Origin of the sequence: Leptospira sp. WS58.C1 (assembly GCF_040833995.1) — a bacterium.
In the GTDB taxonomy this organism is placed as follows: domain Bacteria; phylum Spirochaetota; class Leptospiria; order Leptospirales; family Leptospiraceae; genus Leptospira_B; species Leptospira_B cinconiae.
On sequence record NZ_CP162137.1, the window covers coordinates 51,931 to 68,635 of the forward strand.

Consider the following 16,705-nt stretch of genomic DNA (forward strand, 5'->3'; position numbering starts at 1 on the left):
ACTGCGCTTTTAGGGCTTCAAGAGCTTGGACCGTCAGGGACAAGCTCTTATAGCTTGCGGAAGTCGACCCTCCTGTTCTTCGCTCTTCCGTCTTCGGTAGAGTTATCTTCGTCGGGTCTGGAATACCAATATGCTCTGGTTTTTAACCTAGAAGCTTGGATCCCTTTACTACGAATGTAGTCAAAAACTTTCCGCGCTCTGTTCCCGCTTAAGCGAGTATTATATTCTTTGGAAGCTATATTATCCGTATGGCCCCCAATCTCTATTTTATCCGACGGATTTTTCTTGAGATAGTCCACAATCAGATCGAGTTGCTTGCGATGTGCGTCAGTCACCTCGGTCTTATTGAATTCAAAATAGAGTTTTGTACTTAAAACAGCTGGGACTTCCGAATCTTTCCTTAATGCGATAGAAATTGTTGATCCGGGTTTAATATCTTTTTTCAAAATATTAACACTTTCGGAAATATATTTCTCAGCCTTTGCAAAGATCTCAAAATCAGTGTCGGGAATCAACTCGATATGGAAATTTTTTGACAAACTGTTGTATTTTAAGATTTCTCCCTGTCTATTCTTAGGAGTAAAAACTGTAGCGCTCGCTCCAGCAATTGGTTCTTTAGTAGTAGCATCTACAACTACTACATTAAGTCCCTTTCCTTTATCACCGTCTCCTGTGCTAACGATCTTACCTTTTTCTTCATCTTTAATAGGAAGAAGCACGTAAGTTTTATAAACTTTTTTATTTCTCTCTACGTTTCCGCGTAAGTCGAGTTTGTCCTCAGTGGGATAAAATCCAGGAGAAGAGATTTCTACCTTATACAATCTTCCCGTTTTTAAAACGGTTTTAAAATTAGTCGGATTTCCTTTAGAAAGATCTCCGCCTATTCTTCTGGAAGTAATGGTTCTGGAAGGGCCTACGCTATCCGAAATTTTAATCGTTGCATCCAAGCCTATCATTGTGGCTTCCGAGCCGTCCAAGACCAATCCTTGGAAGGACACATCGTAGGAATTCCTTAAATTTTCAGGGACCTGAAATCTATAGATATCGTACTGGCCCTGCCCTCCATTTCGATTGGAAGAAATGTAAGCCCAAAGGCCCTCGTGATCAAAAGAAATCCCTTCCGAATCAATCCCTTCCGGAGTTTCCAAATTGAAAGGATAGGGTAATTTTTCCAGACTTCCGGTTTCCGGTACGGGATAAGGAAGATTCGTTTTAGAAACCGTAAGTTTATCTTCTGCATCTTCCGTATCGGCTGTGCTTGGAAGATTTAAGAAGTTCCGATACAAGGAAAACTTTTTGCGATCATTCTCTCTATTAGAAGAGAAATATAACTGTTCTCCATCCGGATGAATGTAAGGAAGAATTTCACTAGCCTTGGAATTGATCTCGGATCCTAAATTGACAGGACTGGACCAAACACCTGTGGAAAAATTTCTGTAGCTTACCCACAGATCGTATTCTCCATATCCGCCGGGACGATCGGAGGAAAAGATCAGATATTTTCCATCGGGAGAAATAGCAGGCATCTTTTCATTAAAGTTGGAATTAATCTCCGAGACGCCGATTAAATCACTCCAACGTTTCGTTCTTTCGTCTCGTTTCGTATAATAAATATCTAATGCGTCAAAACCTTCTCTGTCCGCTTTTACGTTTCGGATAGAAGTCAGAAAAATTTCCTCAGGGTTGCCGAATTCATCGAATCGAATCGAGATCCCACCTTCGTATTTATCGGTATTGAATAGTTTGGATTTTTTTTCTCCCGCAGGAAGTTCCTTTTTATTCTGCTCCCAGATGTCTTGGTTCAGGTTAACCGGTTTCTTCCAATCAGCTTCCCCGTCTCTTTTTTTGTAGTTTGCGTTTTCGGAGAGCCAGATGTCCATCTCTCCTTCTCCGCCTGGACGATTGGACTGGAAGATAAGGTATCTTCCGTCAGGACTGATAATGGGATTGTATTCTACGTTTTGTGTATTTAAGGGAGATCCGAAATTTCTTTCCAAGAGTGTAGGAACAGGTTGGGCGGATCCATTCCAGGAAAGTAAAAAAAACAGAAGAGTTCCGGCAAGGACGGAGCTTAGAAAATGATTTCGCTTTGTATCGGGTCCTTTTCCTTGATTGTAAAAAAACATCTTGTATTTAGTATCGGAACAAAGACCCCAAGTATCAAGATGGAAACTAAGATGGAAACGGACGTTCCGAGCAGAATCCAGGGAGAAATTTTTCCTCCTAAACCGATCTTATTCGGGGTTTTGAACATAACTAGCGACTCCTTTTCCGATGGGGGAAAATATCTACGCCAGGATCTCGCTTTTGCTAAGGCAAAATCTCTAATGGAAGAAGGTGCGGATGTAATAGATATCGGGGCACAATCTTCCAACGTTAAAGCGGAGCCCGTTTCTGAGCAAGTGGAATGGGATAGAATGAAAGAGATCATCTCCGAATTAAAAAGGGAGAAGGTTTCCATCTCTGTAGATACTTTCCGACCCTATGTCATTCGAAAAGCATTAGAAGAAGGTGTGGATTACATCAATAATATCAGAGGCTTTGTAGATCCTGAAAGTTTGGATTTGCTAAAAGAAGCAAGCAAACAATCCGCAAAGTACGTTGCCATGTTTTCTCAGGATCATTCGATCAAGGCATCCGAGTTTTCCGATCTAAAACCGGAAACAGTTGTGCCTTTGGTTTTGGAGTTTTTTAGGGAAAGGACTAAAACTTTCCAAAGTTTAGGACTAGCTGATCGACTCATCTTAGACCCCGGTATGGGATTTTTTTTAAGTCCGGATTATAAGGTAAGTTTTGCGGTTCTTTCTAAGATCACCAAGATACTTTCCGAATTTCCGAACCTAATGGTTTCGGTTACTAAAAAGTCTTTTTTGGGAAATGCATTAGGTGGTTTACCGGTGGAGGATAGAATAGTCCCTACTGCGATTTCCGAGACGTATCTCTGGTCAAAAGGAGTTCCTATGATCAGAACTCATTCTCCAAAATCTTTTATATTAGCACAGAAAACTTGGGAAATGTCTCACGGAGTTTATAGTCCGCAACGCGGGCTTCAGGAGCCTGGACCTTTTGGGATAGACTCTTATCGTCCGTAACGGATTCTATCCATTGTTTCCTTACCTTCCGGAGTCATCGTAGGAAAAAACTCTTCCTCGGTGAATTGAAGTCCCTTGGATCTTAATTTTCTAAAATAAGGAAGTAGAGGAGAGAGATCGGCTTTAGGATTTTTAGAAAGTAAGGAAAGTTTCCATAATTCTAAAAAGACCAAGGATTCTTTTTCGGAATCGGGAGTTTTTTGGATCCAATCCAACGCTTCCGAATATCTTCTCTTTTCGTAATATGCATGAGCGATATAATATTCCAATTCCGGAACTCTTTCGCCGGTTCCACTCAAGCTAAGTCCGAAAACTATAACATCGTCCCATTTTTCTAAAATATGGGCCATCTTTAACATAAGGCCTCTTGCATTCTTATGAAAGGGACTTTGCTGTAGTATTTTCTCCAAATAGTAATAACTTTTGGACCATTCCTGTTTGGAGAAAAAATATTCCGCTAATCCTTCCCAGGCATAAACTTCCTGGCCCGGAACGGTAGAAAGTGCATCTCGGAAGATGACTAATTCTTCCTCCCTTTGGGCCTCGATCAGGAGGTTCTCGAATTTTTTGCGTTCGATCGGAGGGGACTGTTTTAGAAATGTTTCCAGAAATTTTTTGGCTTCGGATATATCATCTACTAGATAATATAAACGTAATAGATTTAGGGAAGGTATAGGATTGTTCGAAAGAAGTTTTTGCGAACTTAAAAATTCCTCTTCTGCATCGTCGATTAGAGAGAACCTTACGAATAGAATACCGAGATTATTTTTGTCTGGAGCAAGGATCGCTTTTCCCCTATGGGATTTCGCTTCCCAAGGACTTTTTACGGAGTCAACCTTCTCCCTTGTGTAATCAGTTGCAGGGAGATACAGAAACATAGGATCGTTTTCGATGAGTTCGTTGTTTCTGACCGGGTATAAACAAGAGAAGAATATAAGAAAAGATAAGAGTAAAAGATTAACCGGCTTCAGAAGTGGGATTTTCCTGTAGGTTTTTCTGCGCATATAATAAATACTTTAAGGCCCGCTCGGTATCTCCATGAAACAGATACATAAGAGAAAGATCAAGCGCGTCCTGTGCTTCCGGAGCTTCGAAATCCTGAGGATTTTCTTTAGAAAGAGTGAGTTTATCCTTAAATTCATCCAATTTTTTTCTGGTTAGCACTTCCAGATTATCAAAGAAAACTTTTTCTTCCGGTTTCGGCTTTTGTTTTGCCGCTTTGATGGATTCATTGAATTGTACGAATCCTTGGGCGGTTGTAGTTACTTTCTTAAGAGTCTCGAATGATTGTTTATAATTTCCAAGTTTTACGTGGATCTCCGTCATTAGGATTTCCATTCTTGGATCGTTCGGATTGATCTGGATCGCAGTGTTCGCGGCCGCTAAAGCTTGTTCCCATTTTTCAGTATCAAAGTAGATGGTAGCTAGAGCTGCATAAGCTGTTTTATTTTTAGGATCTAATTTGATCGCATTCTTTAGATATAACTCCGACTTGTCCGGACGATCTAATTGTTTATAACAATAAGCGAGAAGAAGATGAGAGTTTAGATATTTTTTATTTAGCTCCAATGAACTTTTAAGAGCCTTAACTGCCGCATCCAAACTTCCTAGTCGATAAAGCTCCACTCCCAGGTTATAATAAAGCTCGGTAGTTTTTCCAAGTTCGAGAGCCTTTTGGTAGGTTTTGATCGCTTTCTCAGAATCTCCGGTGCGAGAGTAAAGTGCCCCTAGGTTCAGATAAGCCTTTTGGAATTTGGGATTCATTCCCAAAATTTCAGTATATATCTTGGCCGCCTGGGAGATTTTCCCGTCTTTTTCGAGTTTTAAAGCCTCGTTGAACTTACGTTTGATATCGGCCTCGGTCATATCCGGAATATCGACTAAAATTCCCAAGAAAACAACCTGAAAAAAACTTCAGGTAAAATGTAAAAACCTCCGAAAATAAAACATAGAAAGACAGAGGTCCGAAATGAAACAGATAGCCGCTATCTTCGCGTTGATAACAGTCACTGCTTGCGCTTCTTCTGAAACTAGAAGAAGTATCAGCGCGTCCGGAGATCCTTCCGAAATATTTTTTGAAAAAGAAATCGTTCCTATGGACCAAGAGTCCAAAAGAGATCTGGTATTGGCTAAGAACTCTTCCGCTTCCAGAGGATTAGATGATCTTCTCGCGGATAATAAACCGGTAAAAGCCACTACACCTTCTAGACAACAATCAGGTTCTACGGGAGAATTCGACGAGGTTGGATATTCTTCCTGGTATGGTCCTAAATTTCACGGTAAGCCGACTGCTAGCGGAGAAATTTTCGACAAAACCAAACTAACTGCAGCTCATCCAAGCCTTCCTTTAGGTTCGGTGGTTCGAGTTAAGAACCTGGAAAACGATAAAGAAGTTTTAGTAAAAGTAAACGATCGCGGGCCTTTCGTAAAAGATCGGATCATCGACCTTTCCGAAAAAGCGGCAGAGAATTTGGAATTCAAAGATGTCGGAATTGCAAGAGTTGGTCTCACCGTAGTTAGCAAAGGTGGAGCAGTAGAGTCGGAAGATATGGAAGGTCTGGAAGATGAAGAAGCTCTTCTGAAAGAGAACAAGCCCGAAAGGCTCACCCCTAAAAAGGCCGTAACTCCCGCTCCACTAGTGAAGGGAGCTCCAAAAGGACAAACTGTCCAAGTCGGAGTTTTCAGAAACAGCAGACTTGCCGAGGATTACAGAAAAAATCTTTCTGCGGAGTACGGCGAGAAAGTATATTTATTTGAAAGAGACGGTATGTTTGTTCTTCAAATGGGTGATTTTATGGATCGCGCAAAAGCGGATCTTCTAAAATCAAAATTAAAAGAAGATGGAGTGGATTGTTTTATTCCTAAAAAATAAAACTCTCATTCGGTCTCTGTTTTGAAGAGGGGGAGGACCCCCCTCGTGAACGACCCATAGTGAGCGAGCCCGAGATAGCGGAGCGTAATTGAGGGCACGCAAAGTTTCTTCCCCCTCTCCGGGGAATAGTTTGGCTCTAGACCCCGGAGCCAAAGAGTTTTAATTCCTATGAGCCCTGCAACCTTCTAATTTCATTCTGCTAGCACATAGAGTTTTCGCCAACTGAACGTAAGCGGGAAGACAGGTGCCGGTTCCTTGTCCGCAAGCCGGATCCGCTATCAAAAGAATAGTAAAACAATCATCGTAACTTTTCAGATCATCAGAGCAAAGATCCTCATGGTTCACTAAGATCCCGCAATCTGAAAAGGAATATAGTAGGATTGTAGAAAAACAAACTAGAAAAAAAGTCCTTACTTTCGACTTCATAAACCCTCGACCGCAAAAGCGGCTAACGAATATAGCCCAAAGAATTCGGAAGAAAGTCAGTTTGTCAAAAAAAAACTTTCCGGAAATTAGATCCCGTCGCCATGAATGAATTCGTTCAGTTCGTTGTCTCGGTCTTTTGCAGAGGATTTTTTCTCTTTCAGATTGGATTTTGCGTACAGTTCGTTTACTTCTCTCTGCAAAGTATCTATCTTTTCGACCAGAATGGAAAAAACCCTTGCGACAGGGTCCGGAAGTTCCCCATGATCCAGCATTCTTTCTCCCTCTTTTCCGAAATCAACTTTGGAACGGACTACTTTTCCAGGAACTCCGACAACAGTGCAGTCAGCCGGAACATCTCTCAATACGACAGAACCGGCACCAATCCGAACATTATGTTCTATTACTATGTTTCCTAAAATTTTTGCTCCGGCTCCCACGACCACATTCTCTTTTAACGTCGGGTGTCTTTTGCCGCTTTCTTTACCGGTTCCGCCCAAAGTTACACCTTGCAGGATCAAACAACCTTTTGCTATTTCTGCGGTTTCTCCTATGACCACACCTTGACCATGATCTATAAAGATCCCAGGTTCAATTTTTGCACCAGGATGAATATCGACTCCGGTCAAAAATCGAGCGAAAGTATTGATCATTCTGGGAAATAAGGGAACTTTGATCCTATATAAAAAATGAGCCAGGGAGTGGAACCAAAGCGCGTGTAACCCCGGATAACATAAAATAACCTCTAAATAGGATTTGGCGGCAGGGTCGTTTTTTTTAATCGCTTTGATGTTCTCGAACAAATGTTTATCCCGGTTCTTCTTTTGATCCGTCTTAAAAACTAGCTGATCGATAGATAGACAGTCGATAGAAGAATAATGTTATATTTCGTTATGAATAAGCCTGAATTTATAGTTCGATATGTAAAGGAGGAATCATTTTGAGAGAGGACTTGAGTCGGATTCTACGGGGAAAGGGTATAAAAAATTGAACAGACCGACTTACGGATGGAACGTACTTCTTTTCGTTCTTACTTTTTTCACCTTAACATTTCAGGATGATATATTCAAGATCCCATATTTAAACTCGGCGACAATATCGGAAATCTTTCGGATCAGGATTCCCTATTCTTTTTCTCTTCTTGGAATTCTTTTTTGTCATGAGATGGGGCATTACTTTGCCGCCAGATATTATGGGATCAAGACAACTCTACCGTATTTTTTGCCGGTTCCATTTTCTCCCGTAGGCACAATGGGCGCTGTGATCCGTATAAAAGATCCGATCGCCAATAAAATCCAATTATTCGATATTGGGATCTGGGGACCCGCTATGAGTCTTGTTCTTTCGATACCATGTCTTGTGATCGGATTATATAATTCTCAATTAGTTTCTCTGGCGGAAAGAACTACAATCTTACAAGCTCACCCGGGACTCATGGATATCCATTTTGGAGATAGCATCTTTACATACGTTTTATCCCAGAAAATATTAGGTCCTTTTGACCCTTCTCTATTTACTGTAGAATATACTCCTTTGGCCTTTGCCGGTTGGGTCGGACTTCTGATAACTGCATTAAATCTTTTACCTTTCGGTCAATTGGACGGTGGGCATGTTATCTATTCCTTAGCGGGAGAAGGTTACAGAAAGTGGATCTATTATCTGTTTTCCGGATTTCTTTTACTCTCATTTTGGAATTATTCGTGGATCTTATGGGGATTGCTCATCTATTACTTTATCCGAGTAGAACATCCTTTTGTCCCGGATGCTCCTTATCCAATCGGCAAATTTAGAAAGATATTTGGCTGGGGTATGTTATTATCCTTCCTGCTTATTTTTCCGGTTTCTCCAATCACTGTCGTATCCTCTTCCGGGGCTAAGACCAGTCTAGGAGAGGATCTCTGGAATTTTCTACTCGAAGTATTTGCAAAATGAGAAAATTGATCGTTCAAATTTTTATCCTACTCTTGCTGATTATCTCTCTTTCTATCCATTCACAAGAAGAAGGTGACGTAGACATACAATTGACCGAGAATCCATACGGCCTTTCCTATGACGGAACGAATTTTTGGTTCGCCGATAGTAAAAGGAGAGCGATCATTCGTGTGGATCCAAGCGGTAGGCAAGAAGCTTTTAATTTAGGTATTCCGTTCATTGCCGGCTTAAATTTCGATCCGAGAGAAGGGAAACTTTTCGTAGCGAGTAAAAGGGTCATTCTAAAAGTAGAGCCGAACACAGGTGGAGTTACGGAACGGATACAGGTACCGATTGATAAGATAGGTGGGATTGCAAACTTCCAAAATTATCTGTATATTCTCGATTCGGACACCGGAAAGGTCTCCGTGTATGATAAGGGAACCCAAAGTTTTTTCGGCGGTTTCTTAACCGATAGGTCCGAACCGAAAGATATTTGTTTTGCAAGAGACAGTCTTTGGATCACGGATTCTTCCGATGGAAACGTTTATAGATATGATCCTACTAGCGGTAAGATCACCGGTTCTATTCGTTCTCCTTCTAAAGACATTAGAGGAATCGCAATCCTAGGAAGCAGGATTTACGTCGTCGATAGAACGACGCGAGAAGTCAAAAAGATCTCCTTTGTGGAAACGGATCGATTTCTTGCTTCCGGCGAGGCGACTTATCTTATCAACGTAAAGATCAAATATTCTCTGGATGAGACGACTCTAATAGGTGGAGTTTTGGGACTTCTTCCTCCTCCCACCACGGAACACCAAAGGATACGAAATCTAAAAACCAAGGACCCTAAATTTAAAGGCGATATGGTAATGGGAGTCCGTGCTCTTTCTAAAAAATTAGGAATAGACGACCCGAAAGGTCCGCAAACCTTAGAATACCATTTCGAAGCAAGAACGACTAATGTTAGATATTACGTCCTGGACGACTTTCTCAAGAAAAAGGAGGAGATCCCTACCGACCTCGCGGCGTTCACCAAAAATCGTGTTTCCGTAAAAGAGAAAGCGGGGAATTTTTTCTTAGATAAAATTTTCGATGCAAGATTATTCCGCTCCGATTGGGATAGTCTGAAAAAATCTCTATTAGACTCAGGTTTGCCTGTTCGCCCTGTCCGGAGTTTGGTATTTTCCGGATCTTCGAATCCTTCTTTCAGAGATACCTTGGATATATATATTCCAAGTTTCGGTTGGGTGCCATTAGCGAGTGTAAAACCGGAGAAGATCGAATCATCTCGTGCTTACCAAAAAGGAGAAGATATGGTGGATCTATATCGCAGCGAGGTTTGGGCCGCTTTACCTTCTCCCATTTTATTCAAGGCGAAGGATTCCGAAATTTGGAAACCAATTCCTGCGGAGATAGAAGTTACACTTCTTCCTAAAGGAACGGATCTTTCTTCTAACTGAAGGATTCTTGGCGGATTAAAAAAAATTTTTTGTAAGCAACAACTCCGAGTGTAATCGCTCTTCCTAACATATAGGAGGAGAGGGAAAGCCAAAGTATATGATTGTTATTTTGGATCTTTCCCCAGTAAGCGATCGGAAAGAAAAACAAAATGGAACTGACGATCATTGAATTTCGAAGAATCTTACCTTCCGAGATCCCTAAGAAAAAACCGTCGAATATGAATGCAAATGACCCGAAGAGCAATATTGGCGTTATCCAATAACCGTATTCTTTTGCAAGAGCGACAACAGGTTTAGATTTACTGAATAATTCGAATAAGAATTCTGAAGGAAGAAGGATCAGAATACAAAAAAACAAAGAGATCCCGAATCCGGAAACGAGGGCCATCTTTAAGATCTTTCTTAAACCTACGGTATTATTATTTCCTTTTAAATTTCCTGCGACAGTCTCCATTGCGATAGCAGCACCATCTATCCAAAATGCTCCAATCAAGATCAATTGATGAAGGATCGCATTTGCAGCCAAGGTCTCGGAGCCTAAGCCGGAGCTGTAATTTCTAAACAAACTGAATGTTGTAATCAAAAGTAAGGTCCGGATCATGATATCCGAATTCAAGGTGAGAAGAGAAGTATACCCTTTAACAGAAAAGATCTTGATCTCATGATAGACCTGGAAGAAGCGATTCTTCTCCTTGAATAATAATACAATAAAGAACGCTGACATTAAGTATTGACTGATAGAAGTCGCGATCCCTGCGCCATACGCATTCCAATCCAAAAATAGAACGAACCAAAAATTCAACCCTATATTGACGACATTAGCGATGACTGTTGCAACCAGAACAGTAGCACTTTTGGATCTTCCTAAGAACCATCCTGTGAGTACGAAATTGCTAAGAGTTGCGGGGGCACTGATGATCCTGGCCTTGAAATATTCTCCACCTGCGGATTTTACTTCCTTCTCCCCTTCTAAAACCGAAAATCCGACCTTTTCTAAATAAGTGCTTGCGAGTAGTATTAAAATACCGATCCCGACACCTAATAAAAGGGATCTTAAAAGTATCTGAAAGGATTCTTTGTAATTTTCATTTCCTTCTGCTTGAGCTGTAAGTCCAGTCGTGCTCATTCTCAAAAAGGAAAATCCCCAGAACAAATAATCGAATAGTATGTTGGATAATGCCACTCCGGCTACGAATGTGTGTGATTCCAATTGACCAAGCACTGCAACATCGGCAAAGCTAGTCAGTGGTACAGTCAGGTTCGCGATTATATTAAAGAAAGTTAGGGTGAGAAATTTTTTTTCCAAAAGTAGATTCAAATACCCTGTCGTTTTCTATCATCTATACTTTGGAAAACATTGCAGGCAACTAAATCGCCGGTTACATTGACGGTGGTCCTACACATATCCAAGATACGATCCACTCCCAAGATAATACCGATCCCCTCGGTTGGAACTCCGACACCTGCCAAAATAGATGCAAGGATCACGATACCAAGTCCGGGAGTGCTTGGAGTTCCGATCGAAGCTACTACGGTTGCGATGAGTACGAATGCAAGGTTTGTTGCCGTTAATTCTATCCCATAAACCTGTGATAAAAATACCGTGGCGACTGCTTGGTAAAGTGCAGTTCCGTCCATATTCACCGTGGCTCCCAAAGGAAGAATAAACTCTGCGATCTTTCGGGAAACGCCCATCTTCTCTATTCCGGTTTTTAAGGAAAAAGGAAGAACAGCGGCAGAACTAGAAGTGGAGAACGCGAGCAGTTGTACCTCGCCTGCTTGCTTCAAAAACCAAATAGGGCTCTTTCTTGCCACAAGTGCAAGTATGATCGAATACATGAAGAGCATTATGGTTAAGCCGCCAAGCACAGTGATAAAATAAACTCCCAAACTTAATAAAACTTTCAGACCTATTTTTGCGGTGATCTGCGCAATTAGTCCGAAGACTGCAAAAGGTGCGATCTTCATGGCCCATTGAACGAATACCATACTGGTCTTAAATATCGCTTGGAATACGGGAAGAACGTACGCAGTACTTTGCTGTTCTATAGAAAGGATAGCAATACCAACCAAAAGAGCTAATAAAACTACTCCTAACATATCTCCGTTTGCAAATGTTTGGAATGGGTTTCTAGGAAGGACTGAGAGTATTAACTCTGGGACCTTCTCTATTGAAACACTGTCCGAGGTTTCGGAAACTTTGCTAGGGACCTGCACTCGCGGGATACCGGCAGGATCAACAAAACTTCCGGGCCTGATCGTACTTGCTAAGACCAATCCGATCGAGACCGCTAATATCGTGGTAAATACGAAGTATAAGAACGCCTTTAATCCGAAACTTTTCAGATTCTCGAGTGTTTCACCGGCATGTATCCCTAGTACAATGGAGCAAAAGACTAAAGGGATCATGATGATCTGCAATAAGATCAGGAAAAAATGGCCCGGAAGCCCTAACCAAGAAACGATAGGCGTCGAATATTCTATGGTTACTAAGGAATTTTCCGGACTTAGATAAAGGCCCGTTAAAAGTCCGGATACCAAACCTAACAAAACTCTGAACCAGAGTTTCTCTAAAGGAAGAAATCGAATAACATTCGGAAGGTTTCGGTTCGGCTCAACGGACATACTCGACAGAATAGGAGTTGTATTCTTATTTTTCTATTGATTTTTCCCTTTTCAAAATGATAGTGAAGGCTTTAGCCGATTTTTTACCGATTCTGAAGATGTATTCCGGAACCGGTAAACTAAAAATAAAAGATTCGGTTTGAAGTCAGTTTCGATCATCGGCGTTCGAGTGCCTACAGGAGTTTATGGGGTTAAATCCGATTTCTTGGGACCTAGTCCTTTTTAATTATTATTCGTTTGGAAGTTTATTGGTCACTTTGACCACCATATTCCTCGGGATTTTCTTTCTTACCTTAAAGAATAGGACGATTGCCACCACTCAACTTGGGATCGGCTTCATTCTATTAGGTGTATTTGAGACCGGATACTTTTTAGCAGCCTTCTTATACCATCCCATTGCAGCGTACCATCGTTGGATGACCGGCGGGTTTATTCTTTTTTCTATAGCTCATTTCACTCAATTCTTACTTAGGTTTCCGGGAAATAGCAACCAACGTATAGCAAGATGGGTTTTGATCGTAGAACATTCGGTTGCTGCGATCACTGTAAGCTTATTTATTTACTTCACCTATATTTCCGAAAAGATCTATCACTTCACTGCACATCATTGGGATTTTAACGCATTCGATGCTAGCCGCTATCTTGCAGTGGTGATCGGAATCTTCTCGATCGTAGGTTTTGTCATCGTTCCTGCTTGGAGAGTTGTGATTACCAAGGACAAGAGAAGGATCGCCCTTTTTATGTTCACTATAGGGTTCTTGATCGCAGCAATCTATCCGAATATTTCGAATATTCTCAGCCGAGACGGGGTGATGGAGCGGTCCACTTACATGACTTCGAACGTCATCCTCTTCTTGACTGCATTTTCTTTCTTAGTTATTGCATTTATCAATAATAGTGCGGAACGTACTACCTTCATGGTTAAGATCGTAGGGATCACACTCTTTACGATCTGTTTGATCATGCAGGCTTTGGTGTATATCTCCAGTCAGGAAAAAGACGCAGAATACGATAGTTTGCGTATGGTGAATATCGAAAGGGCTTTGGAGAACGGGGTCAAATCGGGAGATATAGAGTATGCTTTCCATTGGGATGACTCCAAGGAAAGTTTAAATTCTTCTGAATATGATCCCAATAAGGAATTGGATCTCAAACAGATAGAGGCAGACCTACAAAATATCACCACTTATGAGGAGATCCGAAATTTAAAAGAGGAAGGGTTTAGAAATTCCTTAAATTCCATTCTGGACAGAAGCCATACGTACTTCGGCGGTTATAAACGTTTTATCCAAAAGTTATTGGAGGAAAAACAAGACCTCTCCGATGCAGAACTTAAAAAACTCATTTTAGAAAATGCAGAACAATGGAACAAGCGTGCGTTCGTTTCTACAAATCGATTAGAAGCGATCGTAGGAGGATCTTTCTGCAAGAAGGGAAGAGACTTTGTGAAGGGTTTGGGAGATTCGGAGTTCGGTTTTAAGGACGAAATTTTCTCCCATTGGTCCGAAGATTGTCTTTGGGATGGAAAAGAATTAGACCAATCCCAGATCCGGTCCGAAGTTCTACGATATTTCAGGTATTTTAAACCGAGCGAGACACGTCACTACAGAAGAAGTAAGGATGGAACAGGGCATTACGTTGCTTTCATGAAATTCCAACCTGAGAAACAACAAATGAGCGAGGTTGGGTTCTCTTATAGATTGTATAGGGATTTTATGCATCCGACAGCGGTGAAACAAACCGGTATTTTGTTGGCGGTGATCTTTATCGTTCTCGCGTTATTCCCTCTTTTCTTTAAGAACAGTTTAGTGGATCCTTTGAATAGTCTTCTTTCCGGGGTGGAAAAAGTAAACAAGGGAGATCTGGATGTAGTAGTTCCGGTTAAGGTACGGGATGAGATCGGATTCTTGGCGGATTCATTCAACGCGATGGTTTCTTCTATCAAACAAGCCAGAAGAGAACTCCAAGACTACGCCGAAAATCTGGAAGAAAAAGTCCGTGAAAGAACTAGAGAAGTCCAAGAGAAGATGGAGGAAGTCCAGCGTCTCAAGGTGCAACAGGACGGGGACTATTTTTTAACTTCCTTATTAGCAAAACCTCTCTTTTATAACGCGAATAAATCTAAATTGGTTTCTACGGATTTTATTATCCGCCAAAAGAAACAATTCGAGTTCAGGGGAAAACATTCCGACTTAGGGGGAGATATTTGTGTCACCGGAAATCTTAGACTAGGGCGTCCCGATTCATTTAAACGTTATACTGTTTCTATGAATGGCGATGCCATGGGTAAATCCATGCAAGGTGCCGGTGGGGCTTTGGTGATGGGGGTTGTGATGAACTCCATCCTCGCGCGTTCAGCCGCAAATAACAGAATTCTAGATGTAACCCCTGAACAATGGCTGACTGAAATTTACAATGAGATCCACGCTGTCTTCAAATCTTTCAATGGATCTATGGTAATCTCTGCATCACTCTATCTAATAGAAGATGAAACCGGAAAGTGTTGGTATTTCAACGCAGAACACCCTTACTCCGTATTATATAGAGATGGTAAAGCTAGCTTTATCGAGGACGGACTCACCCTTAGAAAATTAGGTCTGGATTCTGAATTCGAATTTAAGGTAAGAAGTTTTCAACTTAAAAAAGGTGATATTATCATCCTTGGCTCGGACGGTAGGGACGATGTTGATCTAACTCCTGAAGAGACGATCCGGACCATCAATGAAGATGAGATGTTGTTCCTTCGCCATGTAGAAAATGCAAAAGCAAATCTCGAAGATATAGAAACGGAAATCCGTAGGACCGGTGAGCTCACAGACGACCTTTCCCTTCTTAAGATAGAGTTCCAAGGGGAACCTAAAAACGACGAGATCGAAGAAATTTTCGAATCGACGGATCATATCGACAAGGCTTTAAATACCGATTCGGTTTACGAAGATGCTAAGAAGATGTACAAAACGGGACGTTTGGAGGAAGCATTAGAACTTCTGAAGACAGGTTATATGCATGATAGCGCTAACCAAAGGTTAAACAAACTTTTGGGACTTCTGAGTTTTAAAGGTAAAGACTATAATACTGCGGTAGAAGTTCTGAATAACTACCTAGGAACGGATCCGGATCTTCACGAGTATTGGTTCTATCTATCTATCGCGAATAAAAAGATGGGTAAATACGACCAGGCTTTGGCAGCAAGTTTGAAACTTTTGGAAATCGATCCTAATAATATTTCCAATACGATCAATCTATCCGATATTTATCGACTTATGGAAATGTACGATAAAGCGGAAGAATATGCTCGAAAAGTATTACAAAAAGAACCCGGGAACGAGAACGCTCATAAACTGATACGTTTGATAGAGAGAGATCGTTGATAAACGGTTTCTTACTAAACTTCGCTTTTTGGACGCGGATCGGGATACTTTCCGCATTTTTCCTTTTTGTTATTCCTCTACTTTCTCAAAGTAAGAAGTCAACCAAAGTAAACGAATCAAACTTCTCCTTTAGATTAAAAGGAGGAGATATTAAACTCTCCGTTAGAAACGAGACCGAGTTGAAAGAGTGGGATAAATACGCTTCCGATAAAACAAAAAAGATCCTGGATGCTTATGAGTCGTATCTTGGGATTTCGTTCCATCAGGCTTCTTCGCCAATATTTAAAACTCTTCCTTCTTCGGAAAAAGATAAGATACGATTGATTTTAAAAGATACGGTGTTTCTGAATGGGACTCGAGTTGGAGGATATAATAATGTATCCGGAGAATTGGGAAAAGAACTAGGGATTTTTATGGAATTGGGCCTGGTGCCACCCGGTTATCCCGCATTACTTTTACATGAGTTGGGGCATTATTATTTTACAGAACCTTCCTGGTTAAGCGAAGGGATCGTTTCCTATCTTCCCTACCTTTTGTCCAAAAGAGGTTATCTGAAACTGGATGCGGATGAACTCCAATCCGTAACGGAAGAATGGAGTCTTGCCGAAACAATTCCCAAAAACGATCCGCCTCTTTCTAAAGACTTTCATCTTTCCAATCCTAGTTTAGGGCCTTGGTTCTATTCCAAGTCGGTCCGCACTCAGTTTATCCTTCACAAAGAACTGGGCTACGAAGGTTATAAATCATTTCTAAAGCAGGTAGCTTCTTCATCCGAAATATTGAATACTGAACAAATTTTTAAAATTTTGAATCAGGTTCAGAGAAAGGATTGGAATAAGATCCTGCAAGGTTGGGTGGAACCAGGAGCATACGGTATTTATCCTCCGACTTCCTTTATGAAAATCCAAGAGATTGAGAAACTTTAAGCTTGCTTTTTATATTGCATTC

General features: G+C 41.1%; 13 protein-coding genes. 6 read left to right on the forward strand and 7 right to left on the reverse strand.

Annotation, left to right across the window (positions count from 1 at the left end):
- Positions 1-47: 47 nt before the first annotated feature.
- Entirely contained in the window at positions 48-2,126 is a 2,079-nt protein-coding gene (locus AB3N61_RS00250; protein WP_367898197.1) for an OmpA family protein, read from the reverse strand.
- A 51-nt stretch (positions 2,127-2,177) separates the two neighbouring features.
- Here AB3N61_RS00250 and folP point away from each other — a divergent pair, with 51 nt between their 5' ends.
- A complete protein-coding gene (gene folP, locus AB3N61_RS00255) occupies positions 2,178-3,092 on the forward strand; it encodes a dihydropteroate synthase (protein WP_412758379.1) in 915 nt (304 codons plus the stop codon).
- On the opposite strand, the gene AB3N61_RS00260 is transcribed toward folP, so the two are convergent.
- The gene (locus tag AB3N61_RS00260) at positions 3,080-3,970 is read right to left on the reverse strand and encodes a tetratricopeptide repeat protein (RefSeq protein WP_367898198.1); all 891 of its coding nucleotides are present in this window, start codon (positions 3,968-3,970) and stop codon (positions 3,080-3,082) included. The genes folP and AB3N61_RS00260 overlap by 13 nt on opposite strands.
- Positions 3,971-4,049: 79 nt before the next feature.
- Positions 4,050-4,958 carry a tetratricopeptide repeat protein gene (locus AB3N61_RS00265; RefSeq protein WP_036089443.1) on the reverse strand — a complete coding sequence of 303 codons (909 nt, stop codon included), beginning with the start codon at positions 4,956-4,958 and terminating at the stop codon, positions 4,050-4,052.
- 103 nt (positions 4,959-5,061) lie between these two features.
- Here AB3N61_RS00265 and mpl36 point away from each other — a divergent pair, with 103 nt between their 5' ends.
- Positions 5,062-5,964, forward strand: a complete 903-nt coding sequence (mpl36, locus tag AB3N61_RS00270; RefSeq protein WP_020769575.1) for an RlpA family plasminogen-binding lipoprotein MPL36 — start codon at positions 5,062-5,064, stop codon at positions 5,962-5,964.
- A gap of 159 nt (positions 5,965-6,123) precedes the next feature.
- Here mpl36 and AB3N61_RS00275 read toward each other — a convergent pair whose 3' ends face one another.
- Positions 6,124-6,390, reverse strand: coding sequence for a hypothetical protein (locus AB3N61_RS00275; protein WP_020769523.1), 267 nt, complete (start codon positions 6,388-6,390; stop codon positions 6,124-6,126).
- An 86-nt stretch (positions 6,391-6,476) separates the two neighbouring features.
- Positions 6,477-7,190, reverse strand: coding sequence for a serine O-acetyltransferase (cysE, locus tag AB3N61_RS00280; RefSeq protein ID WP_020769885.1), 714 nt, complete (start codon positions 7,188-7,190; stop codon positions 6,477-6,479).
- A 184-nt stretch (positions 7,191-7,374) separates the two neighbouring features.
- Between cysE and AB3N61_RS00285 the strand changes: the two genes are divergently transcribed.
- On the forward strand, positions 7,375-8,319 hold the full coding sequence (locus AB3N61_RS00285) for a site-2 protease family protein (protein ID WP_020769869.1): 945 nt from the start codon (positions 7,375-7,377) through the stop codon (positions 8,317-8,319).
- Positions 8,316-9,761 carry a hypothetical protein gene (locus AB3N61_RS00290; protein ID WP_367898199.1) on the forward strand — a complete coding sequence of 482 codons (1,446 nt, stop codon included), beginning with the start codon at positions 8,316-8,318 and terminating at the stop codon, positions 9,759-9,761. Before AB3N61_RS00285 ends, AB3N61_RS00290 begins: the two co-directional genes overlap by 4 nt.
- On the opposite strand, the gene AB3N61_RS00295 is transcribed toward AB3N61_RS00290, so the two are convergent.
- Positions 9,754-11,079 (reverse strand): MATE family efflux transporter, encoded by a 1,326-nt coding sequence (locus AB3N61_RS00295; protein ID WP_367898200.1) that lies wholly within the window; start codon positions 11,077-11,079, stop codon positions 9,754-9,756. The genes AB3N61_RS00290 and AB3N61_RS00295 overlap by 8 nt on opposite strands.
- Entirely contained in the window at positions 11,076-12,386 is a 1,311-nt protein-coding gene (locus AB3N61_RS00300; RefSeq protein WP_367898201.1) for a dicarboxylate/amino acid:cation symporter, read from the reverse strand. The genes AB3N61_RS00295 and AB3N61_RS00300 overlap by 4 nt, the downstream gene beginning before the upstream one ends.
- Before the next feature lie 185 nt (positions 12,387-12,571).
- On the opposite strand from AB3N61_RS00300, the gene AB3N61_RS00305 reads away from it, so the two are divergent.
- Positions 12,572-15,757, forward strand: a complete 3,186-nt coding sequence (locus AB3N61_RS00305) for a SpoIIE family protein phosphatase (RefSeq protein ID WP_257587938.1) — start codon at positions 12,572-12,574, stop codon at positions 15,755-15,757.
- Positions 15,754-16,683, forward strand: a complete 930-nt coding sequence (locus AB3N61_RS00310) for a hypothetical protein (RefSeq protein WP_367898202.1) — start codon at positions 15,754-15,756, stop codon at positions 16,681-16,683. The genes AB3N61_RS00305 and AB3N61_RS00310 overlap by 4 nt, the downstream gene beginning before the upstream one ends.
- Positions 16,684-16,705: the final 22 nt, after the last annotated feature.